The organism is Gordonia sp. NPDC003422, assembly GCF_053588675.1.
The window spans coordinates 14,256-34,833 of sequence record NZ_JBSFQL010000028.1 but is presented as its reverse complement, the minus strand read 5'-3'; the positions used below and the strand labels follow the sequence as shown (position 1 = coordinate 34,833).

Here is a 20,578-nt window from a genome sequence, read left to right as displayed (position 1 = left end):
AGATGAGTACGCCCGGCCCGCCGTACGGCCCGTACCACCCACCGGTTCCGTCTCCTTCCCCCTACACCCCCAACCCGTACCAACCGTTCCAGCCAGTCCCGGCGAAGAAGAACCGGTCGCGAATGAAGCGAATCGGCAAGTGGATGACATAGATCGGCGCCATCATCCTCGTGGCCTGCGTCGCGACCGGGATCGTGCTCGCGGTGATCGGGTTCAGCAAGATCGCCGGCCAGGCCGACGACATCTTTGCCATCGACACGACGGCCTCCCGCACGTTCTCCGATGGAGATTCGTTGCAGCTGTTCGCCCCCGAGGACAGCGTTACCCCGACCTGCACCTTCGACGGTCCCGCCGACGTCACCGGAGGTTCGGAGGTCAGCACCAACTTCGGCTACGACGGTCAACAGATCGAATCGTTCCGCACCGTCGAGATCAAGGCGAGCGGCTCCTACACCATCAGCTGCGACCGCCCCGCGTACGGCGCACCCGCGCTCAGCGCAGGCGTGGTCGCCATGAGCGCCGGCGGCATTCTGCTCGCGGTGTTCGGCGGCGGATTCGGTTTCATTCTGACCGTCGTCGGCATCGTGCTGTGGGTGGTGGGTGCGCGGTCGGCGAGGGCGTAGCGCGACCGCGTTGGCCCGACCACGGGAACGCACCGCGACCCCGTCGGGAATCTGTACCCCTCAACCAGACCACGTGCACTGTGCACGTGGCCAGCCTCCCAGGTACAGATTTCCGCAGGTCGCCGCGGCGGTTACCCAACCTCTCGGATCAGCGACCCAACCGCCGAGGTGGGAAGCGCGTCATCGTCGAGCATGGACGCACGATCCGTCCACGTGGTTGCCATGAGTGCGCAGCGGCGGCATCATCGTCGGCGGCGCGAACCGGCACCACAAAAGTAGGGGAAGAAACTTCTTCCCCTACCCTTGGAGTCCTCCCCCGGAAAATTCTCGCGGACGACTATGAACCCCGGGGAAGAAGTTCTTCCCCTAGATTTGCGGGCACGACGGGGGCTCATTTCCGCAGTTCAGCGGGACTATTTACCAAACTCTTCGGATCAGGGGCAGGCCAACCGGGAGTGTCAGCCGCGCCGGCGACCCCGTCGTGAGCGGAGGTAGTCGCCGACGACGGCCGCGCCCAGCCCGTCGACGTCGGGGGCCACCACCCGGCCGCCGATCCGACGAGCAATCTGATCCATGAAGTGCGCGAGTCCCGGGTCTTCCCCGAGCCGGAAGAACGTCACCTGCGCGCCGAGACGAGCGACGTGGTCGAGTTCGCGAACGGTGAGTGCGATGGTCTGCGGGTGCGGCGGGTAGTAGAAGAACGGTTCGCCGCTGGGGTCGAGGTGAGCGGTCGGCTCACCGTCGGTCACCACGAGCACCACCGGCTGCGCGTTGGGGAAGCGACGCAGATGACGCTGCGCGAGCAGCAGCGCGTGATGCAGGTTGGTGCCCTGCTCCATCCGCGGCTGCAGCCCGGTCAGTTCGGCGATGTCGATCGACCGCGCGTACCGCCCGAACGCGATGAGATGCAGTTCGTCACTGCGGAATCGGGTGGAGATCAGGTGGTTGAGCGCAATCGCGGTGCGCTTCATCGGTGTCCAGCGGCCCTCCATCTCCATCGAGAACGATGTGTCGACGAGGAGCACGACGGCAGCCTGGGTGCGGGTCTCGGTCTCGGCGACCTCGACGTCGCGCACGTCGATGCGTACGCCCTCACGCGCCATCTCGGCAGTCGTCAGCGCGGGCTCGGTGGTCTCGGACACGGTGCGCAGCACGGCATTCGACACCGTGCGGGTGACGTCCCACGGATCGGTGTCACCGAACACCCACTCGCGAGTGGCCCCCGTCGGCTCGCCGAGAAGGCCGCTGCGTCGGGTCTGACGATCTCCGCGTCGACCCGAAAGCTGTTCGGCCACATCCTTGAAGATGGTCTGCCCGAGCTGCCGCATCGCCTTGGGGCTCAGTCGGAGCTGCCCGTCGGAGGTGCGGTCGAAGAACCCTTGCTCGTTGAGTGCCTTCTCGAGTTCCTGCAGGGTCCGGGCGTCGACGGCCGCGTCCTCACCGAGTTGACGGGCCAGGGCGTCGAGGTCGATGTCGTCGAGTTGCGCGCCCGCATACTGCTGGGATAGCTGCTCGCTGAGTGCGTCGAGTTCGGAGATGTCGCGCAGAGCGGCCGCACCCTCCCCCATCCCCATCGGCTGGTCGCCGGAGAACGACTGCCCGTCATCCCAGCCGAGACCAGGACGCGCCTCTCGCAACGCCGAATCCATCTGCGCGAGTTGGTTCATCAGTTCCGGCGACCCGAACGCCTGCTGCGCGAGCTGATCGAGTTCGGCGCGTTGCTCGGGCGTCAGCGAGTTGTAGAACTGCTGGGCCGCGGCGGCGCGCTGAGCCAGCGAGTCGATGAGTTCGTCTGTGTTGCGCGGATTCTCCGGGAAGAAGTCGCCGTGTTTGTCCATGAACTCGTCGAACTGCTGCGTGGTGTCCTCACCACGATTATGCGCCTCAAGGAGCTCGTTCAGATCGGAGAGCATCTCCGAAACACGTTGGCGGTCTTGCTCGGTCGCGCCTTCGAGGGCTTCCTTCATGCCGGCGAAGCGCTGGTCGAGCATTTCGCGCCCCAGGAGATCCTTGATCTTCTCGAAGTCTTCGCGGGCTTGCGGTGAGCGCCAGTCGTATTCGGAGAGTTCTTCGACGGCCTGCGCGGTCGACGGCGGCAGGTTGCCGATCTGCATCTCGGCGAAACGTGCGTCGTCGTCGAGGTCACGGGCGAGTTGTTTGCGTTCCTCCAGAACTGCATGGTCGAGGAGTTCGCGGATCTCGTTGAACGTCCCGTCGAGGTTGCGGCGCTTGAGCAATTCCTGCCGCCGACGATTGATCTGCTCGCGCAGTTTGTCGAGCCCACGCATGTCCGGGGTGCCGCGACGCAGGAACTCCCGCAGCGCTCGCTGCGGTGAGGCACCCGCCATCACGTCGTCGCCGATCTCGGCAAGCGCATCACGCAGATCGACGGGAGGCGCCAGCGGATCGGGCCCACCGCTGTAGCGCTGATACCGAGATCGATGAAAGCTCTTGCGCGCCATGCTCACTCCCTCACCCGTAGAGCGTCTGACCAGATTCGTCGGCCTCCTTGCCGATCCGGCGGGCCAGGTAGAGGCCTTCCAATGCGAGTTCGACGGCGCTCGCGCGCTCACCGTCGGCCTCGGCGTCGAGGCGCTCGGCGATGTCGTCGAGCAGTTCCGACGTGGTTTCCGCCGACGGGATCGAACCGAGGAAGTCGACGGCCGTGACCCGATCCCCCGTGACGACGGGTTCGCCGCTCTCCAGCGCATCCACCAGTGGCGCCATGTCGATGCCGCCGAGATGAGCACGAACTGTGTCGGCGATGGACTTACGCATCAGGTGTTCGAGGATCTCCAGCTCACGACCCTCCTCACCGGACTCGAACTCGATCTTGCCGCGCAGCACCTCGATCACCGACTCGAGGTCGACGACCCGCGCCACGGCCTGCTCCTCGCCGGTCACCGCGGAGCGGTGCAATGCCGCTGCCGCAACGGTTTCCGCGCCGGCGATGGAGAATCGGGCCGACACACCCGACCGCTGATCGATCGACGGATGATCACGCGCATAGCGGGTGAAACGCGCCAGGATCTCCGTGATGAAGGTCGGGACGGTCGCGGTGAGGTCGGCTTCCTGCTCGATCACGGCGATCTCGTCGTCGAGCTCGATCGGGTAGTGGGTCCGGATCTCGGCGCCGAAACGGTCCTTGAGCGGCGTGATGATCCGACCGCGATTGGTGTAGTCCTCCGGGTTGGCGCTGGCCATGACGAGAACGTCGAGCGGCAGCCGCAGCGTGTAGCCCCGCACCTGGATGTCGCGTTCTTCCATGACGTTGAGCATCGACACCTGGATCCGCTCGGCGAGATCGGGCAGCTCGTTGATGGCGACGATGCCGCGGTGCGCACGTGGGATGAGCCCGAAGTGGATGGTCTCGGGGTCGCCGAGGCTGCGGCCCTCGGCCACCTTCATCGGGTCGATGTCGCCGACCAGGTCGGCCACCGAGGTGTCCGGGGTGGCCAGCTTCTCGCTGTAGCGCTGGCTGCGGTGACGCCACTCGATCGGCAGATCGTCGAGCAGGTTGGCGGCCTTGCGGATCGACGCCGGGGTGATCGGCTCGTAGGGATGCTCACCGAGTTCGGAGCCGGCGATCACCGGCGTCCATTCGTCGAGCAGGCCGGTCAGGGTGCGCAGGATGCGCGTCTTGCCCTGACCACGTTCGCCCAGCATCACGACGTCGTGACCGGCGATCAGGGCACGCTCGAGCTGCGGGATCACTGTCCCCTCGAAGCCGACGATGCCCGGCCACGGATCGGCGCCCGTCCTCAAGGCGGTCAGCAGGTTGTTGCGGATCTCGTCGCGGATGCTGCGCTGGATGTGGCCGCTGGCGCGCAGCTCACCGACGGTTCGGGGCGACGGATGGCGGGTTTCGGTGGTCTGGGAGGTGTTGGTGATGAGATTCTCCTCTGGCACCTCGTCCACGGTACTCCGCGACCGGCGATCGGTGCCGACCCTATTTCTCCCGCCACCCGGGATCGCGGCCGATGAAACCGGCAAGGCGGACGACGACGTCCGCGTCGTCGGGCACCTCGACCCTCGGCCCGTACTGCCCGGAAGCCCGCAGCATGTCCTCGATCCCCGCCATCCCGTCGAGGAGTTGCTGCGCGAACGCGGGGTCGAGGGCGGCGTCGACACCGGCCGCCTCGGCGAGATCCCAGGTGTGCATGAAGACGTCGGCGGTGTAGAACCGGTCGATCGCGTCGGCCAGACGATGGGTGCCGGCCATCGGATGGGTGAACTGTTCGTCGGCTCGGTCACCGTCGAGCAGATCCTGGACGGCGGCGGCATGTGCCACCCAGGCCGCCACCGGATCGTCGGCGACGGCAGGCCCTGGGGCGAGCACCACACCGCCGCCGGCGAGGAAGCCGGGGAACCATTCGACGAGATGTCCGACGACGTCGCGCGCCGCCCAGCCGTCGACCGGGCTCGGCGCGTCCCAGTCGGAGACCGAGTCCGCGACGGCCCCGAAGCGCTCACTCACCTGCCGATGGCGTTGCGCGGCAGAGAGTTCCACCAGTGCCATGATCAGATCACGCCGTCGGCGATGAGCTTCTGCAGTGCGGTGTAACCTTCGTTGACCCCGAACTCCATGCCGGAGGCGAGCCAGCCGTCGCGGGCTTCGAAGCTGTCGCAGAGCGATTGCGCATGCAGGCGGGTGATGCCGTCGCCGAGGTCCTCGAACCAGAGGGTCTCGAGCGCGACCTGGTCGGGCATGCCTTCAAAGGTGAAAGTCTGGACGATCTTGTCGTCCGACACCGTGTGGAAGCAGCCGCGGAAGCCGAACTCCTGGCCGTCGTGTTCGGAGACGTAACGCCAACTCCCGCCGTCACGCACGTCCCAGTCGATGATCCGGCTGCTGATCGCATCCGGGCCGACCCAGCGGACGAACAGTTCGGGGTCGGTGTGCGCCTTCATCAATTGCGCTGGGGTGCCCCGGAAGTCGCGGGTGATGCGGATGATGGGCACCTCCTTGTCCGCCTCGATTGTTGCCTCGGGGTATCGGGTGGTGGTCATGACGCCTGTCCTTTCGCTCGTGGTTGTTCGTCGCCAGGCGCTGCACCTGACGGGCCTTCGTTCAGTTCGGCCAGCAGTACGTCGAGACGCTGGTAGCGCTCCTCCGCACGTCGGCGATACCGCTCGATCCACTTGGTCATGAGGTCGAACACCTCCGCTTCCAGATGGACCGGGCGAGTCTGGGCCGCACGGCTGCGAGTCACCAGTCCGGCGTCCTCGAGCACCTTGAGGTGCTTGGACACCGCCTGGATGCTGACGTCGTACGGCTCGGCGAGTTGGCTGACCGTCGCGTCGGAGACCGCGAGCCGGGCGACCATGTCGCGTCGGGTCGGATCTGCGAGCGCAGCGAACACCTTGGACAACTCGTCTGCCACGTCATCTCCTGACATTCGGCCCGATCGCTTCGCTCCCGGTGCCGTTACTCAACCGTTTGGTTGAGTACGAGCCTGCGCCTCCGCGACGTCGTTGTCAACCCTTTGGTTGAATAAACGAGGAAAGGGGGCCAGCACCCCGTCAGTTACCTGTACGCCTCAGTCTGACCACGTGCACTGTGGACCTGGTCGACCTCCCAGGTACAGATTTCCGACGGTCGGTGGAGGTCCGTCACGTAACCCTTCGAGTCAGGCAACCGGCCCGACGGGCTCATCTCCACGCAGCGTGATGCGGTGCATGACGCGACGCGAATCTCCGTAGTCGCGGTTGGCGTAGTGGACGGTGTTGCGGTTATCCCACAGCACGAGATCGCCCAGGCGCCAACGATGTCGGACGATGTGCTCGGGTTTGGTCAGGTGTGCGTAGAGCAGGTCGAGGATGCCTCGACTCTCCGCGTCGGACACACCTTCGATGTGCGAGGTGAATCCGGGGTTGACGAACAACGACTTGCGACCGGTCTCGGGATGGACCCGCACCACCGGGTGCGAGACCGGCGTCAGTTCGGTGACCTCGGCACCGTCCCATTCGTTGCCCTTACCGCCGCGGCGCTGCTTGAGGTAGTAGCCGAACTCGCGGCTGCCGTCGTGCACCGCGGTCAGGCCGTCGATGAGCGTACGAATGGGCTCCGACAGCGACCGATACGCCAGTTCGGCGTCGGCCCAGTTGGTGTCACCGCCGTTGCGGGGCAACACAACTGGACGCAGGATCGAGCCGAGTGGTGGTCGCGGCATGAACGTGACGTCGGTGTGCCAGACGTCGGCAAATCCGTTGTCGGCGGAGTCGAGCGAGTACACCTCGTCGGGGACGTCGCCGCTGTCCCACACCGGATGTCCGACGGTGAGGTCCCCGATGCGGCGCCCGAAGTCGATGTGGGCCTCGTCGTCGAGTTGCTGGTCGCGCAGCACGATCACCTTGTAGTCGATCAGCGCCCGACGGATCGCGCGGACCTCGTCGTCGGACGCGTTCGCGACGTCGATGCCGCGCAGTTCGGCACCGAAGTGGGGCCCGAATTCGTCGACGTCGAGTTCGACGCCGGAGGTGATGGTGCCGGCATTCTGATCGGATGCGGCGCCCCGATCGGATGCGGGCACGGCAGAGTCAGAGATGGAGATGGTCATCGGAGTTCCCTTGTGTCGTCAGAATGACGGTTGGATCGTGCAGGTCAGGCGCGGAATCCGGGAACTTCGGGAGGAGAGCCGTGATGGGAGCCATCCGACCAGTTCATCGCGTGGCAGCGCATGTTCTCGGCTCTCCCTTCGGTTGCTGTGCAGTGGCTACCACGCCTTTGTAGTGCAGGATCTGATTGTCACACAGCATTAGTCGCAGCACGATTTAAAGGCGCCGGGATTACCGGGTCACCGGCGACGCCGCACGAACCTCGCCTCGCGCCGCGGCGTCGAGACCGTAGTGACCCGCCAGCGTCGAACCCGTGTACTCGGTACGAAAACGCCCGCGCTCCTGCAGGATCGGCACCACCTTGTCGACAAATGCCTCAAGTCCACCGGGCAGGTACGGCGGCATGATGTTGAATCCGTCCGCGGCACCCGCATCCACCCACTCGATGAGGTCGTCGGCGATCTGTTGCGGCGTGCCGGCGATGGTCCGATGCCCGCGGCCGCCGCCGAGCCGGCCGATGAGATCCCGCACGGTGAGATCTTCACCTTCTGCCAGTGCACGCACGAGACTCGAGCGGCTCTTGTTGCCCTCGATCTCCGACTCCTGCGGCAGGGGCGGCAACCGGTCGTCGAGCGCGATCCCGCTCAGGTCCTGCCCGAAGAAGACCGAAAGCTGTCGCAACGCGTAATCGGGCGAGATGAGCGTGGTGAACTCGTGCTCGAGTTCGCGGGCCTGCGCCTCGGTGTCACCGATGTACGGCACGATCCCCGGCAGTATGGCGATCTCGTCGCGACCCCGCCCATACTGCGACGCACGGTTCTTGAGGTCGTCGTAGAACGCGGTGCCGTCGGCAACAGAGCGCTGCGCGGTGAACACCACTTCCGCGATCCTGGCCGCAAGGTCTTTACCCGACTCCGACGACCCGGCCTGCACCAGCACCGGCCGACCCTGCGGGGAACGCGGCGAATTCAACGGACCGCGGACGGTGAAGTGCGGGCCCACGTGGTCGACGGTGTGCACCTTGTCGGGGTCGGCAAACAACGCCGCATCGACGTCGAGCCGTAATGCGTCGGACTCCCAGCTGTGCCACAGCGCGGTGACGACATCAACGAATTCCTCTGCACGCGAATACCGTTGCGCATGCTCGGGAGTTCCGTTGAACCCGAAGTTGCGTGCCTCGTCCGCGGTCGCCGACGTGACGACGTTCCATCCGGCCCGCCCGCCGCTGATGTGCTCGAGCGAGGCAAAGGCACGGGCCAGCGTGTACGGATGGTTGTAGCTCGTCGAAGCGGTCGCGATGAGACCGATCCTCTGGGTCGACCCGGCGATGGCCGACAGCAAGGTGATCGGCTCGAACACCTGCTGCGAGTTGCGCGCGACATTCGGTCCCACCGCGAGGATGTCGGCAAAGAACACCGAATCGAGAAGCCCACGTTCGGCGAGCTGGGCGACCTCGATGTAGTGCCGCGGGTCCAGCACTCGTTGCTCATCTGTCAGCGGATGCCGCCACGCGGCTTCGTGGTGCCCGACGCCGAGCACGAACGCATTCAGATGCAGTTGACGAGACATGGTGTGTTGTTGTCCTTTCGACATGGTTCAGTGACCGGGGTCGACCCGCCACCGCGTGAAGTACCGTTCGATGAGCACCAGTACCGCGTTGAAGATGACGCCCACCACCGCGATCGCGACGATCCCCGCATACATCTCCGGGATCTGGAAGCTGAGCTGCGACGCCATGATGAGGAAGCCCAATCCCGATTGCGCCCCGACCATTTCGGCGGCGATGAGCACGAGGATCGACGCCGCGGCCGAGAGGCGCAGCCCGGTGAAGATCGTCGGCAACGAGGCCGGCAGCACGACTTTGGCGAAGAGACGTGCCGGCGAAAGACCCAGCGAACGAGCCGATTTGATGAGCAGCGGGTCCACATCACGCACCGCCGAGATGGTGTTGAGCAGGATCGGGAACAGGCACGCGTACACCACCAGCGCGACCTTGGAGGTCTCCCCGATCCCCAGTACGAGGACGAACACCGGCAGCAATGCGAGCGGCGCGATGTTGCGGAACAGTTCGAGCGCCGGGTTGAGCCATTGGGCAACGAGCCGGTACCAGCCGATGAGCAGGCCCAATGGAATCCCGATCGCCACCGCGATCAGGTAGCCCGCCAGGGCGCGACTCAGACTGGCCGACACATGCTGCCACAGTTGGCCGTTGCCGATGAGCTCCCACAGGGCCTGGGCAACGGTGGACGCCGGCGGCAGGAAGGTGGGATCGACCGCGCCGATGCGTGGTGCAACCTCCCAGATCAGCGCCAGCACCAGCAGAACCAGCGACACCCGCACACCCTTGCCCGCCACCGACGACACACGATGCCACCACGCCGCTCGATCGTCCGACGCCTCGGCCACCACAGCGGCGGAGTCCTCCGTGGTCTCCGGCACAGCAGTCGCCTCTTCGATGTGCTTGTCGGACAGAGCCAACTGCACGCCGCTAGACATTCGACGCTCCCACCAGACCACTTGCATTTCGCTGTGCGGCATCTCGCTGTGTGGCATCCCGCTGTGTGGCATCCCGCTGCGTGGCATCCCGCTGCGCCCGGAGCGCAAGCCACAGATGGTGGCGGTACTCACGGAACTGAGCCGACGACCGCAGGTCCTCGATCCCCTCCCGACGAAGGTCGATGTCGACGATCTCGGTGATCCGGCCGGGCCGCGCCGACAGCACGGCCACCCGGTTCCCCAGGTAGACGGCCTCATCGATGCCGTGCGTGATGAACAGGATGGTCTTGCCGGTGGCCCGCCAGATCTTGCGCAGCTCGTCCTGCAAACCCTCCCGGGTCTGCGCGTCGAGTGCGGCGAAAGGCTCGTCCATCAACAGGATCTCGGGTTCGTAGGCGAGGCTGCGGGCGATCGCGACCCGCTGTTTCATCCCGCCGGAGAGCTCGTGCGGGTAGTGGTCACCGAAACCCGTGAGACCGACGAGCGCCAGGTATTCGTCGGCGATCTGCCGTCGCGCCCGCCGCCGCACCCCCTTGGCCTCCAACCCGAATTCGATGTTGGCCCGGGCAGTCCGCCACGGCAGCAGCGCGTACTGCTGGAAGACGATGCCCCGATCCAGGCCGGGCCCGGTGATCGGTGTGCCGTCGAGCAGGATCTCCCCCGCCGTCGGGCGGGTCAGGCCGCCGATCAGGTCGAGCAACGTCGATTTTCCGCTGCCGCTCGGGCCGACGAGCACCAAGAATTCGCCCGGCTGCGCGGCAACGGTCACATCCGCGAGCGCGAGGAAGTCTGGCTTGCCCCGTGCCGGAAACACCTTGCGTACGCCGCGCAGTTCCAATTTCGGTGTCTGCTCGGTCATGTCATCTCACCCCCGGTATTTGTTCCATCTGTGTCCTGCCGGAATCGGCCGACGCCAGCACCGGCGTCAAGGCGCGAGCCGTGTACCTCATCACCGGTACGACCCGGCCGATCAACTCCCGGTTGAGCCGTGCGCTGCGCGCCTGCACGCCGATCGACGCGCATACCCGGCCAGCGCCGTCGAACACCGGTACGGCCACCGCGGTCACCCCCGATGCGGTGGTGGCCATCGAATAGCCCCGCCGGCGAACGTCGGACGACGCGGCGCCGCGTCGCAGTGCGGGCCGACGACCGCCGGCATGGAAGGCAACGATCGCCTGCCCCATCGCGCTGGTGTCCAACGCCGTTCTCGGTTCCGGGATCTGCTGGTTGCACCACCGAATCGGCGGATGCGCCGAGTAGACCGTCACGGCTTCGCCTTTCACCTCCATGCCCAGGCTCGCGGTGATGCCGATCTCGGCCGCCAGTTGATGCAGATGCGGAGCTGCCGCACTGTGATCGAGTTCCGGCAATGCGCGTGCGGCCAGGTCGACGATGCCGGGCCCGATCACATAGTTGCCGTCAGCCCCCCGATCGAGCAGACGACCCTTGACCAGAGCTCCGACGATGCGATGAGTGGTGCTCACGGGCAGACCGACCCGATCGGCCACATCGGTGAGCGACATTGCCGCGTCCTCACCGTCGAAGGCGAAGAGCACGGCAATCGCCCGCTCGACCGACTGAGATCCGGTGCGGGCCTTCTGGTTCAGATCCATGATGGCCTCCTTCGCGACCGGTGGGCACTCAGCGGTGAGCTGTCGCGTCCAATGCTCACCCACAGACCGATGCGGGTGAATCCTTGTGTGCAGGGTGAACTTTTCCGACCCGATTGGCCCGAGAATCGCCGTTCGTTTCCACAATGTGGATGCCCTCCTTGCGCCCGTGTGGCGCCGATCGATAGTCGAGAAGAACGGCAGTCCAGACCGCCGATACGGCTCACCGATCAGGAGACAACAACCATGACCTCAGTCATCGAGAACCGCCAGACGGATACCGCACAGCTCACCGTCGAACCCATCGCGGGTTACCTCGGAGCGGAGGTATCCGGGATCGACCTGAAGGACGACATCACCGCCCAGGTGGGTGATGCGCTGCGGGACGCACTCTTCGAGCACAAGGTGCTGTTCTTCCGCGACCAACGGCTCGATCACGACCAGCAGATCCGCTTCACCGAGTACTTCGGCCCGGTGACCGGTGCGCATCCGCTCGGCTACACCGACAAGTCGCCGGCCGGGTTTCCGGAGATCCTCGAGGTCGACTCGCGGACGTACGCGAGCCGTGCGGGCGGGCGCCAGTACAGCTATGCCAGCTTCTGGCACCAGGATGTGACCGCGCTGGTCAATCCGCCGGCGGTGACAGTCCTGCGTGCGGAACTGGTACCCGAGTTCGGTGGCGACACCACCTGGGCCGACCTCGCTGCCGCATACGACAATCTGCCTGCGTCGCTGCAGCGATTCCTGGAAGGGCTCAACGCCGAGAACCGTTTCGGCGGGCGGGCACCCCAGTGGAGCGACGGATCGGAATCGGAGAGCCTCACCCGGGACAAACCGATCATCAGCGAGCACCCCGTGGTGCGTGTGCATCCGGTGACCGGCCGCAAACTGCTCTACGTCAACCCCGGATTCACCAGCCGCATAGTGGGACTGAGCGCTCGGCGCAGCGACCGCATCCTCGACCTGCTGTTCGACGAGGTCACCAATCCCGCCTACACCGTCCGGATCGCCTGGACGCCCGACAGTGTCGGCGTGTGGGACAACCGCGCGACCATTCACCTCGCCCCCACCGACCTCGGGCATCTCGACGTGGTGCGGGTGTTGCATCGCACCACCGTCGAGGGCGACATACCCGTGGGAGTCGATGGGCGAAAGTCGAATTCCGTCTCGGGCGAACCCTTCTTGTCGACGCGTCGCTGAGTTTTCTTACCTGCCAACCCATCATCGAACACGAACGGACAACCATGACCATCACAGACGACACGACCATCATCGATCTCGAATTGCACCGCGCAGCAGGCAACATCGGCGCCTACGTTGACGGCATCGACCTGTCGCGCGAGCTGCCACCGCAGACCGCCGACGCGCTCGTCGCGGCACTGCACGCACACAAGGTGCTGTTCTTCCGGGATCAGCACGACCTCGATCACGCTGCGCAGATCGCGTTTTCGCGCATCTTCGGGGCGGTGACCGACTCGCACCCCTATGACGACGACGCCCCCACCGAGTTCCCGCAGATCCTCACCGTCGACAACCGCGAGTACGAACGCAAATTCGGGGTCAAGGCCGCAAGCTACACCAGCGAATGGCACACCGATGTCACCCCGCTGGTGAATCCACCGGCGGTGACCATCCTGCGCGCCGACGTCGCACCGGAGCGTGGCGGCGACACCAGTTGGACGAATCTGGCTGCCGCATATGCGGGGCTGCCGGAGTCGCTGAAGGAACTCGTCGACGGACTGCGCGCCGAACATCGGTTCGGAGGACGCAAACCGGTGTTCACCGACGCCAGCGAGTACGGGCGCAAGGTGGCCTCCGCACCGCTGGTCGCCGAGCACCCGGTGGTGCGGGTCCATCCGCGGACCGGGGAGAAGATCCTGTTCGTGACACCCGGGTTCACCAGCCGCATCATCGGCTACTCGCGCCGCCAGAGCGACGCCCTGCTCGATCTGCTGTTCGACGAGGTGACCAACCCCGCCTACACGGTTCGATTCCGTTGGCGTGCGGGCAGTGTCGCGGTCTGGGACAACCGAGCCACGGCACACCTGGCACCCAGCGACATCAACCACCTCGACGTTCGACGGACCCTGTTCCGGACAACCATCGAGGGTGACGTCCCCGTTGGCCCCGACGGCAGCCCATCGGTGGCCGTATCCGGTGATCGCTTCGTGGCGCGTGACTGACCGGGCAGAGACAGGAGATACGAACATGACTCGCACCTGGCGTCCACGCCGCGCAACTGCGTTCCTCCTCGCTCTCGTCGCCTTGGCGGCGGCTGTCGTCACCGCCTGCTCGCCCAACGCGACACAGGTCGAGGATGGCAAGGTGGTCATCCGGTATCAGGGACAGACGTCGGCGGTTCGATGGTACGAATTGGCCGACGCGCTGGGGTATTTCAGCAAGATCAAACTGAAGTGGGTCGGCGACACGACGAGTGGGCCGCAGGATATCCAGTCCGTCGCCACCAACCAGGTCGACGTGGGTGCCGCATTCAACGGGTCGGTGGCCAAACTCCAACAGGCGGGTTCACCTATCACCGCGGTCATCTCGGATGTGGGCTCCGACCAGCAGACGTTCTCCGGCTACTACTCGCTGGAAGGCAGCGGTATCAAGGCGCCTCGCGATTTCATCGGCAAGAAGGTCGGGATCAACACCCTCGGCGCCTATCACGAGTACGTCATCAACGCCTGGCTTCATCGAAACGGGCTGTCGGATGGCGAGATTCGGCAGGTCGGCCTCACCGTGGTGCCACCCATCAACACCGAGCAGGCGCTGCGCTCCGGCCAGATCGACATCGGCAATCTCGGCACCATCTTCAAGGATGTGGCAGTGCAGGCAGGCGGGCTGCACGAACTGTTCCGCGACACCGATCTCATCGGATCGCTGGCCATTTCGACCACCGTCCTCCGCAAGGACTTCATCGAACAGAACAAGGATGCTGTCGTCGATTTCGTGCAGGGCTACGCTCGAGCCGTCCGGTGGGCGCAGCTTCATCCTCGCGAGGAGGTGGTCGCCAAGCTCACCGAGATCATCAACAAGCGTGGGCGTAACGAGAACACAAAGTTCGTCGCACAGTGGAAGAGTGCGGGAATCCCGGTGCCCGGCGGGGTGATCGATCCGAAGGAGTTCAAGGTTTGGGTCGACGAGGGCGTTCGGATCGGGCAGATCGAACCAGGCCTCGACGTCGCGACTCTGTTCACCAACGGTTTCAACCCGTACGCGAACGGCACCTATCCCCCAGGCTCGGACGAGAACGGCAATCCCATTCCCCCGCAGCGCTGAACTGTTCTCAGCGCAGGGCCAGCCACACCGCGAGACCGAGCCCGCCGAGCCCCACCGCAATCCGGAGGGGCCCGGCGGGCAGTCGTTTGACCACCGGCGGACCACACCAGCCGCCGGCCAGGCAACCCACCGCCATGGCCAGCGCCGCCCACCAGTGGACCGGGCCGAAGATCATGAACCCGATCGTGGCCACGGTGTTGGCGATGCCGAGAAACAACGATTTCGACAGCGCTGCGCGCCACAGCGGTTCGCTGGTGACCACCAGGAGCAGAGCGAGGATCATGATGCCTGCCCCCGCACCGAAGTACCCGCCGTAGATCCCGATCACGGTGACGCCCAACAGGAACACCGACGGCCGCTCGGCATGGCTGGTGGCCAGGCGTCGAAGTGCCGGCTGCACGAGCAGCGCGAGGGCGGCGATCGCCACCAGGTACGGCACGACCGCCTCGAAAGCACCTGCCGGAGTCACCAACAGCAAGACCGCGCCCACCACACCACCGATCAGCGACGCGATGGCACCGCCGACGAGTTGACGACGATCGCCGTCGAGCAACGCACGACCGGATTGGGCGGTGCTGCCCACACCGACCGCCACCAGGGCAACGGTGTTGGTCACGTTCGCGGCGATCGGGGTCAGGCCGACGGCCAACAGCGCCGGATAGCTGACCACCGAGGCCAGCCCCGTGATGTAGCCGATCAGACCGGCGCCGAACCCGGCGACGACCAGCAGCGCGAGATCAGTGAGCGAAATGCCGTGCCCCGGTGAGATACAGCGTCGCCCCGGCGTCGGCCGCCGCCGCGATCACCTCGTTGTCGCGGATCGACCCGCCGGGCTGCACAACCGCTTTCACGCCGGCAGCCAGCAGCACCTGCAGACCGTCGGGGAACGGGAAGAACGCATCCGACGCGCCAACACTTCCCTCGGCACGGTCGCCCGCACGCTTGACCGCGAGATGCGCGGAGTCGACGCGATTCACCTGCCCCATTCCCACGCCGACCGACGCGCCGCCCTTGGCCAGCAAGATCGCATTGGACTTCACCGAACGGCATGCGCGCCAGGCAAATTCGAGATCAGCCAGCGTCGCCGCGTCCACCGGGTCACCGGCTGCAAGAGTCCAGTTTGCCGGGTTGTCGCCATCGGCGTCGAGGACGTCACGCTGCTGCACGAGCAGTCCACCGGACACCGGCTTGGTCTCGAGGCCCCCATCGGTCGGGGCCGCTGCGACGAGGACGCGAATGTTCTTCTTGCGGGTCAACACCGACAGTGCACCGTCGGCGAAGCCCGGGGCGATGATCACCTCGGTGAAGATCTCGGCCACCTGCTCCGCCATCTCGACGGTGATCTCGCGGTTTGCGGCGATGACACCACCGTAGGCACTCACCGGATCACAGGCGTGCGCCTTGCGGTGCGCCTCGGCGATGTCGGCGCCGACGGCGATGCCACAGGGGTTGGCGTGCTTGATGATTGCGACGGCGGGTGCGTCGAAGTCGTGCGCGCTGCGCCACGCGGCGTCGGAGTCGGTGTAGTTGTTGTAGCTCATCTCCTTGCCGTGCAACTGCTCTGCGGTCGCAAGGCCCCCGCTGCCCGCGTTGTCGATGTAGAGGGCGGCCGCCTGATGCGGGTTCTCGCCATAGCGCAGCACTGCCGATCGCGACCACGTCGCACCCGTCCACTCCGGGAACTCCGGACTCTCCTGCGCCGGCGACACGACGGTGGACATCCACTCCGCAACCGCCACGTCGTAGTCGGCGACGTGACGGAAGGCCTTGGCGGCCAATGCCTGTCGCTGCGCGAGTGTGAAACCGCCCGCGCTCAGCGCGTCGGTGAGCGACGTGTAGTCGGCCGGATCGACGACCACCGCCACCACCGGATGGTTCTTGGCGGCGCTGCGGACCATCGCCGGTCCGCCGATGTCGATCTGTTCGATGCACTCGTCCGGGCCGGCACCGGAGGCAACGGTCTCGGTGAACGGATAGAGGTTGCCGACCAGCAGATCGAAAGCGGTGCCACCCAATTCGTCGAGCTGGGTGATGTGCGACTCCTTGCGGAGGTCGGCCAGCAACCCGGCGTGCACCTTGGGGTGCAAGGTCTTCACGCGGCCGTCCAAGCATTCGGGGAACCCGGTCACCTCGGACACCTCGACGACGGGGATGCCGGTCGCGGCAATGGTTTTGGCGGTCGACCCCGTCGAGACGATTTCCACCCCTGCCTCATGCAGCGCGGTCGCCAGCTCCACCAGACCGGTCTTGTCGTAGACGCTGACCAGTGCGCGTCGGATGGGACGGGTGTCGGGATGCTGCGCGTTCACGGAATGTGGGCCTTTCGTCCGTCGATGACTACTCCTCGGGTGACAACGCTCGTCACCACGTCGGCGAGCAGAACACGCTCGACCGATTTTATTCGTTCGTGCAGGGTGTCGACGTCGTCGTCGGGGAGGACGTCGATCACGTGTTGGGCCAGGATGGGTCCGGTGTCGACGCCGTCGTCCACCAGGTGCACGGTCGCGCCGGTCACCTTGACCCCGTAAGCCAATGCGTCGGCAACGCCATGGGCGCCGGGAAACGACGGCAGCAGTGCGGGATGGCTGTTGACCACCCGGCCGCCGAAGCGAGCCAGGAATCGCGGACCGAGGATCTTCATGAAGCCCGCGGTGACCACCCACTCGGGCGCCGCGCCGGCGACAGCCTCGGTGAGTGCTTGGTCCCAGGCATTCCGATCCGCGTGATCGGCGAGGCGGCAACTGATGAGCGGGATCTGGTTCTCGACCGCAATCTGCGCCGCGCGGCAGTCGCGGTCGACGACGATTGCGACGACGTCGAACACACTGCCCGGATCGGCGGTGCGGGCCAGCAACGATTCGAGCAGTGACCCCGTGCCCGATGCCATCACCACGATCGGCACACGCCCGTTCGGTGCTGCGATGGGTCCGGAACTCACGCGTCTGAGCCTAATCGCCGAGGACGGTCGTCTTTGCGCCAGGGTAGGCTGCACACCTCGCCGACAAAAGTAGGGGAGGAAACTTCTTCCCCGACCCTTGGTGTCCTCCCCCAGAAATTTCTGGCGGATGACTGTGAACCCCGGGGAAGAAGTTCTTCCCCTAGATTTTTCGGCACGGCAACCCCACGTTTGCCCAGGTCAGCGCATGCGCACCGACCTCGCCGGGTCAGGGTCGCTGGTCGGGCGCCGAGTAGAGGTCGTAGGCCTCGTCGTCGTCGAAGTCGTCGTCGGCCAGACGATTCACGGGTGCGTCGGACTCTGGTTCGTCGTCCACATCCTCGACTTCGTCGAAGTCGTCGAAGTCGTCGTACTCGTCGGATTCAGCGTCCTGATACTCGGCATCTTCGTCGTCGTACTCGAATTCGTCGGTCTCCCCGTCGAGTTCCGCGTCGGTGACGATCACGTAGTCGTCGTCGAAACCGTCGTCGTCCCAGTCGGGCAGCGCATCCTCGTCGTCGACGACGCGCGACCGCGCCGCCTTGGTCGACGGCAACACGCCGTACACCGCGGCCGTCAGCATGCCGACCACCATGATCCAGCCGAGTGTGTACACACATGCCGAGGTGACGCTGATTCCGACGTCGCCGAACTCTCCGAGCCGACCACCGGCCATCCACGTCAACACCGCGACAATCGACGCTGCGACCGCCGCGGCGACACCGACCGACCGCACGTTGGCGCGTGGGTCGAGGTCGCGGCACCGCCACGCGACGAATCCGGCGATGGCGAGCGGCACCACAAAGCCGATGAGTCCCGCACGTCCCAGACCGGGCGGATCCGGCAGCGCAGCCAGCACCGGCAGCGGCGGTACCGGACCGCCGTGCACCGCGGACAGACCGAAGGTGGCGGTGCCGACGTGCGCGTCGGAGCCGACGAGCACGGCGAGCGCGCCGACCATCAGGTTGGGCAGGTACATCAGCGACAGCATCGTCAGGCCGACGTAGCCGTCGAACCCGTTGCCGGTCTCGATGAGTTCACCGAGTGTGGAGTGCCGCATCACCAACCGCACGGTGACCAGCACCCCGGAGACGGTCAGCGGGAGCAGCACTGCCGCGAAACCCATGCGAATACCGCGTCGGTCGGTGGTCGAGATACCCCATCGGACGGTCAGGTCGCCGCGGCGCGACCAGACGACACCACCCACGGCACCCGCCACGTGGACGAGGAGGGTGTACACAAAGGCGAGCAACGGGTTGGGCGATTGGATCGGCAGGACGGTGGTGCCGTCCATGACGACCGCGAGCGACATGGCGGTGATCAGAACGGGCCCGGCCACCGCGGACGCCACCACCGCGAGGAGTTCGGACACGGTGTCGCGCGATCGGGCCGCCGCGGCGGCGAATCTGCCGGTCGCAGCCGCCACGACGATGGTCGGGAGCAGCGGCAGCACCCCGATCGTCACACCGCTGATCGTGACGGGCACCTGGTGAATCGCGAGCCAGCACGACGCGACCGCGGTGCCGAGTCCGGTCAGCCCACTGCCGGCCATCAACAGGACGGTGAGGACCACGACCGCCAGCACGACGAGAGCCGCGGCGGGAACCGCGAACGCCACCAGCACCAGTTCCCGCGCCGATCCTTCGGAGGCCACCCGCTGGGCACGATTGGATCGCCGCAGCCTGCGCAGCTGCGACGCCAGGTTCTCGGTGGTCTGCGTCGGGGAGAAGGTGGGCATCGGTTACGAGCGTCGCACGATCGTCGACGCCCGAGCGACAGACGCGCCGCACCCCTGCTGAGAAGAGCGTGTGATCACACGACGACGCCCCACCCGGAGCGTGTCCAGATGGGGCGGCGGTCGTAGAGGTCAGCTGCTCTGCGGGGGTTCCGGACGCTTGTAGACCGTGGTCGAGTGCTCGTCGCCAGCGGGGCCGGCGGGCTCGGCCGCCGACGCCCCGGCTTCGGATGCCGATGCGCCGGGAGTGGCGCTCGCCTCCCCTGCCGAGTATCCACCGGCCGGCGCTGCCTGCGACTGGCCGTAGGAACCATAGGTGGGCTGGGCGTAGGACGACCCGTAACCGGGGTACGCCGACGGAGAGTAGCCGGGCTGGCCGGTCTGGCCGGCCGTCGAGCCGTACGCGCTGGTCGCCGAATCGGACGGCGCGGGCTGGGCGGCACTCTGCGCCGTGGCGGAGGCGTCGGCCTGACCGGTCGCTGCACCGTACGCGGACGCATCGGCGGTCGGTGCCGCTGTGCCGGTGCCGTACGCGGTTGCGCCGGTCGCGGCAGCAGCCGGTGCAGCGGTCGCACCCGGCGCCACCTTGATGAGTCCGGCCTCGATGACCAGCCAGAAGATGGCGATCAGCGCGATGAGGATCGAGAAGACGATGACGATGATCGCACCGGCACCGGTCTCCGTCTCACCTTCCTTGGTCGCGATCTGAAAGACGCTGATGAACGACGCAGCCAAGGCCAGGGCAACCACCAGCGGCGCCGGCCGGAAGTCGAGCTTGGGCACCAGCGCCAGCAGCGCGAGGAAACCTGCGGTCACGATCAGCGCATACGGCACGACGAAGTAGGTCTCCCAGACCTTCGACGACACGTCGACGTATTCGCTCGAGTAGCTGCTACCGGTGGCGAAACCGCAGAACAGCACCACCAGGCCGAACAGACCGATGGTCCCGGCCACGATGAGCGGCGTGATGGCCGGCAGTCCCTGGCTCGGCGGACGCTGGGCGTAGCCGTAACCCTGCTGACCGTAGGCCTGCTGCCCATAGCTCTGCGGGTCGTAGCCTTGCTGTCCATAGGACTGCGGGTCATAGGACTGCTGGCCGTAACCCTGCTGCCCGTAGGACTGCGCACCCGACTGATCGGCGGCACCCGACTGCCCTGTGGCCTGCGGATATCCCGCCGCAGCGCTCTGCTGTCCATAGTCTTGACCGGTCGCGGGCTGCTGCCCGTACCCCCCGGGTTGATAGGTCATGAGTTCGCTCCTGCTCACAGATAGCTTGTAACCGTCGTTGCACACGCTACCGGTGGTGCACCTCGACGCGACACGGCCGTCCGTCACCAGT

At 66.2% G+C, this 20,578-nt stretch carries 19 protein-coding genes; 4 read left to right on the top strand and 15 right to left on the bottom strand.

Going from position 1 to position 20,578, the window contains the following annotated elements:
• Positions 1–170: 170 nt before the first annotated feature.
• Complete coding sequence (locus ACWDTF_RS20610; RefSeq protein WP_449754965.1) at positions 171–623, top strand: hypothetical protein; 453 nt, start codon at positions 171–173, stop codon at positions 621–623.
• Between the two features lie 458 nt (positions 624–1,081).
• Here ACWDTF_RS20610 and ACWDTF_RS20605 read toward each other — a convergent pair whose 3' ends face one another.
• The 10 genes from ACWDTF_RS20605 to ACWDTF_RS20560 all read right to left on the bottom strand — a co-directional run bounded on the left by ACWDTF_RS20605 (position 1,082) and on the right by ACWDTF_RS20560 (position 11,290).
• Positions 1,082–3,085: a vWA domain-containing protein gene (locus tag ACWDTF_RS20605; protein WP_240856373.1), complete on the bottom strand. Its 2,004-nt coding sequence runs from the start codon at positions 3,083–3,085 to the stop codon at positions 1,082–1,084.
• Between the two features lie 10 nt (positions 3,086–3,095).
• Entirely contained in the window at positions 3,096–4,541 is a 1,446-nt protein-coding gene (locus ACWDTF_RS20600; RefSeq protein ID WP_240856372.1) for a sigma 54-interacting transcriptional regulator, read from the bottom strand.
• Between the two features lie 31 nt (positions 4,542–4,572).
• On the bottom strand, positions 4,573–5,142 hold the full coding sequence (locus ACWDTF_RS20595; protein ID WP_240856371.1) for a maleylpyruvate isomerase family mycothiol-dependent enzyme: 570 nt from the start codon (positions 5,140–5,142) through the stop codon (positions 4,573–4,575).
• A gap of 2 nt (positions 5,143–5,144) precedes the next feature.
• Positions 5,145–5,633, bottom strand: a complete 489-nt coding sequence (locus ACWDTF_RS20590; RefSeq protein ID WP_433258423.1) for an SRPBCC domain-containing protein — start codon at positions 5,631–5,633, stop codon at positions 5,145–5,147.
• Positions 5,630–6,007, bottom strand: coding sequence for an ArsR/SmtB family transcription factor (locus ACWDTF_RS20585; RefSeq protein ID WP_240856369.1), 378 nt, complete (start codon positions 6,005–6,007; stop codon positions 5,630–5,632). Before ACWDTF_RS20585 ends, ACWDTF_RS20590 begins: the two co-directional genes overlap by 4 nt.
• A gap of 246 nt (positions 6,008–6,253) precedes the next feature.
• Positions 6,254–7,183: a TauD/TfdA family dioxygenase gene (locus ACWDTF_RS20580; protein ID WP_433258421.1), complete on the bottom strand. Its 930-nt coding sequence runs from the start codon at positions 7,181–7,183 to the stop codon at positions 6,254–6,256.
• 229 nt (positions 7,184–7,412) lie between these two features.
• Positions 7,413–8,750, bottom strand: a complete 1,338-nt coding sequence (locus ACWDTF_RS20575; protein ID WP_433258418.1) for an NtaA/DmoA family FMN-dependent monooxygenase — start codon at positions 8,748–8,750, stop codon at positions 7,413–7,415.
• Between the two features lie 27 nt (positions 8,751–8,777).
• Positions 8,778–9,677: an ABC transporter permease gene (locus tag ACWDTF_RS20570; RefSeq protein WP_240856366.1), complete on the bottom strand. Its 900-nt coding sequence runs from the start codon at positions 9,675–9,677 to the stop codon at positions 8,778–8,780.
• Positions 9,670–10,536, bottom strand: coding sequence for an ABC transporter ATP-binding protein (locus ACWDTF_RS20565; RefSeq protein WP_449754964.1), 867 nt, complete (start codon positions 10,534–10,536; stop codon positions 9,670–9,672). The genes ACWDTF_RS20570 and ACWDTF_RS20565 overlap by 8 nt, the downstream gene beginning before the upstream one ends.
• A gap of 1 nt (position 10,537) precedes the next feature.
• On the bottom strand, positions 10,538–11,290 hold the full coding sequence (locus ACWDTF_RS20560) for an IclR family transcriptional regulator (RefSeq protein ID WP_240856364.1): 753 nt from the start codon (positions 11,288–11,290) through the stop codon (positions 10,538–10,540).
• Positions 11,291–11,533: 243 nt separating this feature from the next.
• Between ACWDTF_RS20560 and ACWDTF_RS20555 the strand changes: the two genes are divergently transcribed.
• Genes ACWDTF_RS20555 through ACWDTF_RS20545 form a run of 3 tightly spaced genes read left to right on the top strand, consistent with a single transcriptional unit; the run spans position 11,534 to position 14,569 of the window.
• Positions 11,534–12,487 carry a TauD/TfdA dioxygenase family protein gene (locus ACWDTF_RS20555; RefSeq protein ID WP_355279666.1) on the top strand — a complete coding sequence of 318 codons (954 nt, stop codon included), beginning with the start codon at positions 11,534–11,536 and terminating at the stop codon, positions 12,485–12,487.
• Positions 12,488–12,531: 44 nt separating this feature from the next.
• Positions 12,532–13,470, top strand: coding sequence for a TauD/TfdA dioxygenase family protein (locus tag ACWDTF_RS20550; protein ID WP_240856362.1), 939 nt, complete (start codon positions 12,532–12,534; stop codon positions 13,468–13,470).
• Positions 13,471–13,495: 25 nt separating this feature from the next.
• Complete coding sequence (locus tag ACWDTF_RS20545) at positions 13,496–14,569, top strand: ABC transporter substrate-binding protein (protein ID WP_240856361.1); 1,074 nt, start codon at positions 13,496–13,498, stop codon at positions 14,567–14,569.
• Between the two features lie 7 nt (positions 14,570–14,576).
• Here the strand turns inward: ACWDTF_RS20545 and ACWDTF_RS20540 are convergent, their stop codons facing one another.
• The 5 genes from ACWDTF_RS20540 to ACWDTF_RS20520 all read right to left on the bottom strand — a co-directional run bounded on the left by ACWDTF_RS20540 (position 14,577) and on the right by ACWDTF_RS20520 (position 20,487).
• The gene (locus ACWDTF_RS20540; RefSeq protein ID WP_449754983.1) at positions 14,577–15,320 is read right to left on the bottom strand and encodes a sulfite exporter TauE/SafE family protein; all 744 of its coding nucleotides are present in this window, start codon (positions 15,318–15,320) and stop codon (positions 14,577–14,579) included.
• Positions 15,307–16,878, bottom strand: coding sequence for a bifunctional phosphoribosylaminoimidazolecarboxamide formyltransferase/IMP cyclohydrolase (gene purH, locus ACWDTF_RS20535; protein WP_449754963.1), 1,572 nt, complete (start codon positions 16,876–16,878; stop codon positions 15,307–15,309). The genes ACWDTF_RS20540 and purH overlap by 14 nt, the downstream gene beginning before the upstream one ends.
• Complete coding sequence (gene purN, locus ACWDTF_RS20530; protein WP_449754982.1) at positions 16,875–17,456, bottom strand: phosphoribosylglycinamide formyltransferase; 582 nt, start codon at positions 17,454–17,456, stop codon at positions 16,875–16,877. The genes purH and purN overlap by 4 nt, the downstream gene beginning before the upstream one ends.
• Positions 17,457–17,733: 277 nt before the next feature.
• Positions 17,734–19,242 carry a cell division protein PerM gene (locus ACWDTF_RS20525; protein WP_449754962.1) on the bottom strand — a complete coding sequence of 503 codons (1,509 nt, stop codon included), beginning with the start codon at positions 19,240–19,242 and terminating at the stop codon, positions 17,734–17,736.
• A gap of 129 nt (positions 19,243–19,371) precedes the next feature.
• On the bottom strand, positions 19,372–20,487 hold the full coding sequence (locus ACWDTF_RS20520; protein WP_240856358.1) for a DUF5336 domain-containing protein: 1,116 nt from the start codon (positions 20,485–20,487) through the stop codon (positions 19,372–19,374).
• Between the last annotated feature and the right edge of the window lie 91 nt (positions 20,488–20,578).

What these genes read in the sequence shown, in the direction of transcription:
- ACWDTF_RS20550 (WP_240856362.1), top strand. Translation starts at nt 12,532, where the DNA reads ATGACCATCACAGACGACACGACCATCATCGATCTCGAATTGCACCGC.
- ACWDTF_RS20590 (WP_433258423.1), bottom strand. Translation starts at nt 5,633, where the DNA reads ATGACCACCACCCGATACCCCGAGGCAACAATCGAGGCGGACAAGGAG.
- ACWDTF_RS20595 (WP_240856371.1), bottom strand. Translation starts at nt 5,142, where the DNA reads ATGGCACTGGTGGAACTCTCTGCCGCGCAACGCCATCGGCAGGTGAGT.
- purN (WP_449754982.1), bottom strand. Translation starts at nt 17,456, where the DNA reads ATGGCATCGGGCACGGGGTCACTGCTCGAATCGTTGCTGGCCCGCACC.
- ACWDTF_RS20605 (WP_240856373.1), bottom strand. Translation starts at nt 3,085, where the DNA reads ATGGCGCGCAAGAGCTTTCATCGATCTCGGTATCAGCGCTACAGCGGT.
- ACWDTF_RS20545 (WP_240856361.1), top strand. Translation starts at nt 13,496, where the DNA reads ATGACTCGCACCTGGCGTCCACGCCGCGCAACTGCGTTCCTCCTCGCT.
- ACWDTF_RS20580 (WP_433258421.1), bottom strand. Translation starts at nt 7,183, where the DNA reads ATGACCATCTCCATCTCTGACTCTGCCGTGCCCGCATCCGATCGGGGC.
- ACWDTF_RS20525 (WP_449754962.1), bottom strand. Translation starts at nt 19,242, where the DNA reads ATGCCCACCTTCTCCCCGACGCAGACCACCGAGAACCTGGCGTCGCAG.
- ACWDTF_RS20560 (WP_240856364.1), bottom strand. Translation starts at nt 11,290, where the DNA reads ATGGATCTGAACCAGAAGGCCCGCACCGGATCTCAGTCGGTCGAGCGG.
- ACWDTF_RS20565 (WP_449754964.1), bottom strand. Translation starts at nt 10,536, where the DNA reads ATGACCGAGCAGACACCGAAATTGGAACTGCGCGGCGTACGCAAGGTG.
- ACWDTF_RS20520 (WP_240856358.1), bottom strand. Translation starts at nt 20,487, where the DNA reads ATGACCTATCAACCCGGGGGGTACGGGCAGCAGCCCGCGACCGGTCAA.
- ACWDTF_RS20575 (WP_433258418.1), bottom strand. Translation starts at nt 8,750, where the DNA reads ATGTCTCGTCAACTGCATCTGAATGCGTTCGTGCTCGGCGTCGGGCAC.
- ACWDTF_RS20555 (WP_355279666.1), top strand. Translation starts at nt 11,534, where the DNA reads ATGACCTCAGTCATCGAGAACCGCCAGACGGATACCGCACAGCTCACC.
- ACWDTF_RS20570 (WP_240856366.1), bottom strand. Translation starts at nt 9,677, where the DNA reads ATGTCTAGCGGCGTGCAGTTGGCTCTGTCCGACAAGCACATCGAAGAG.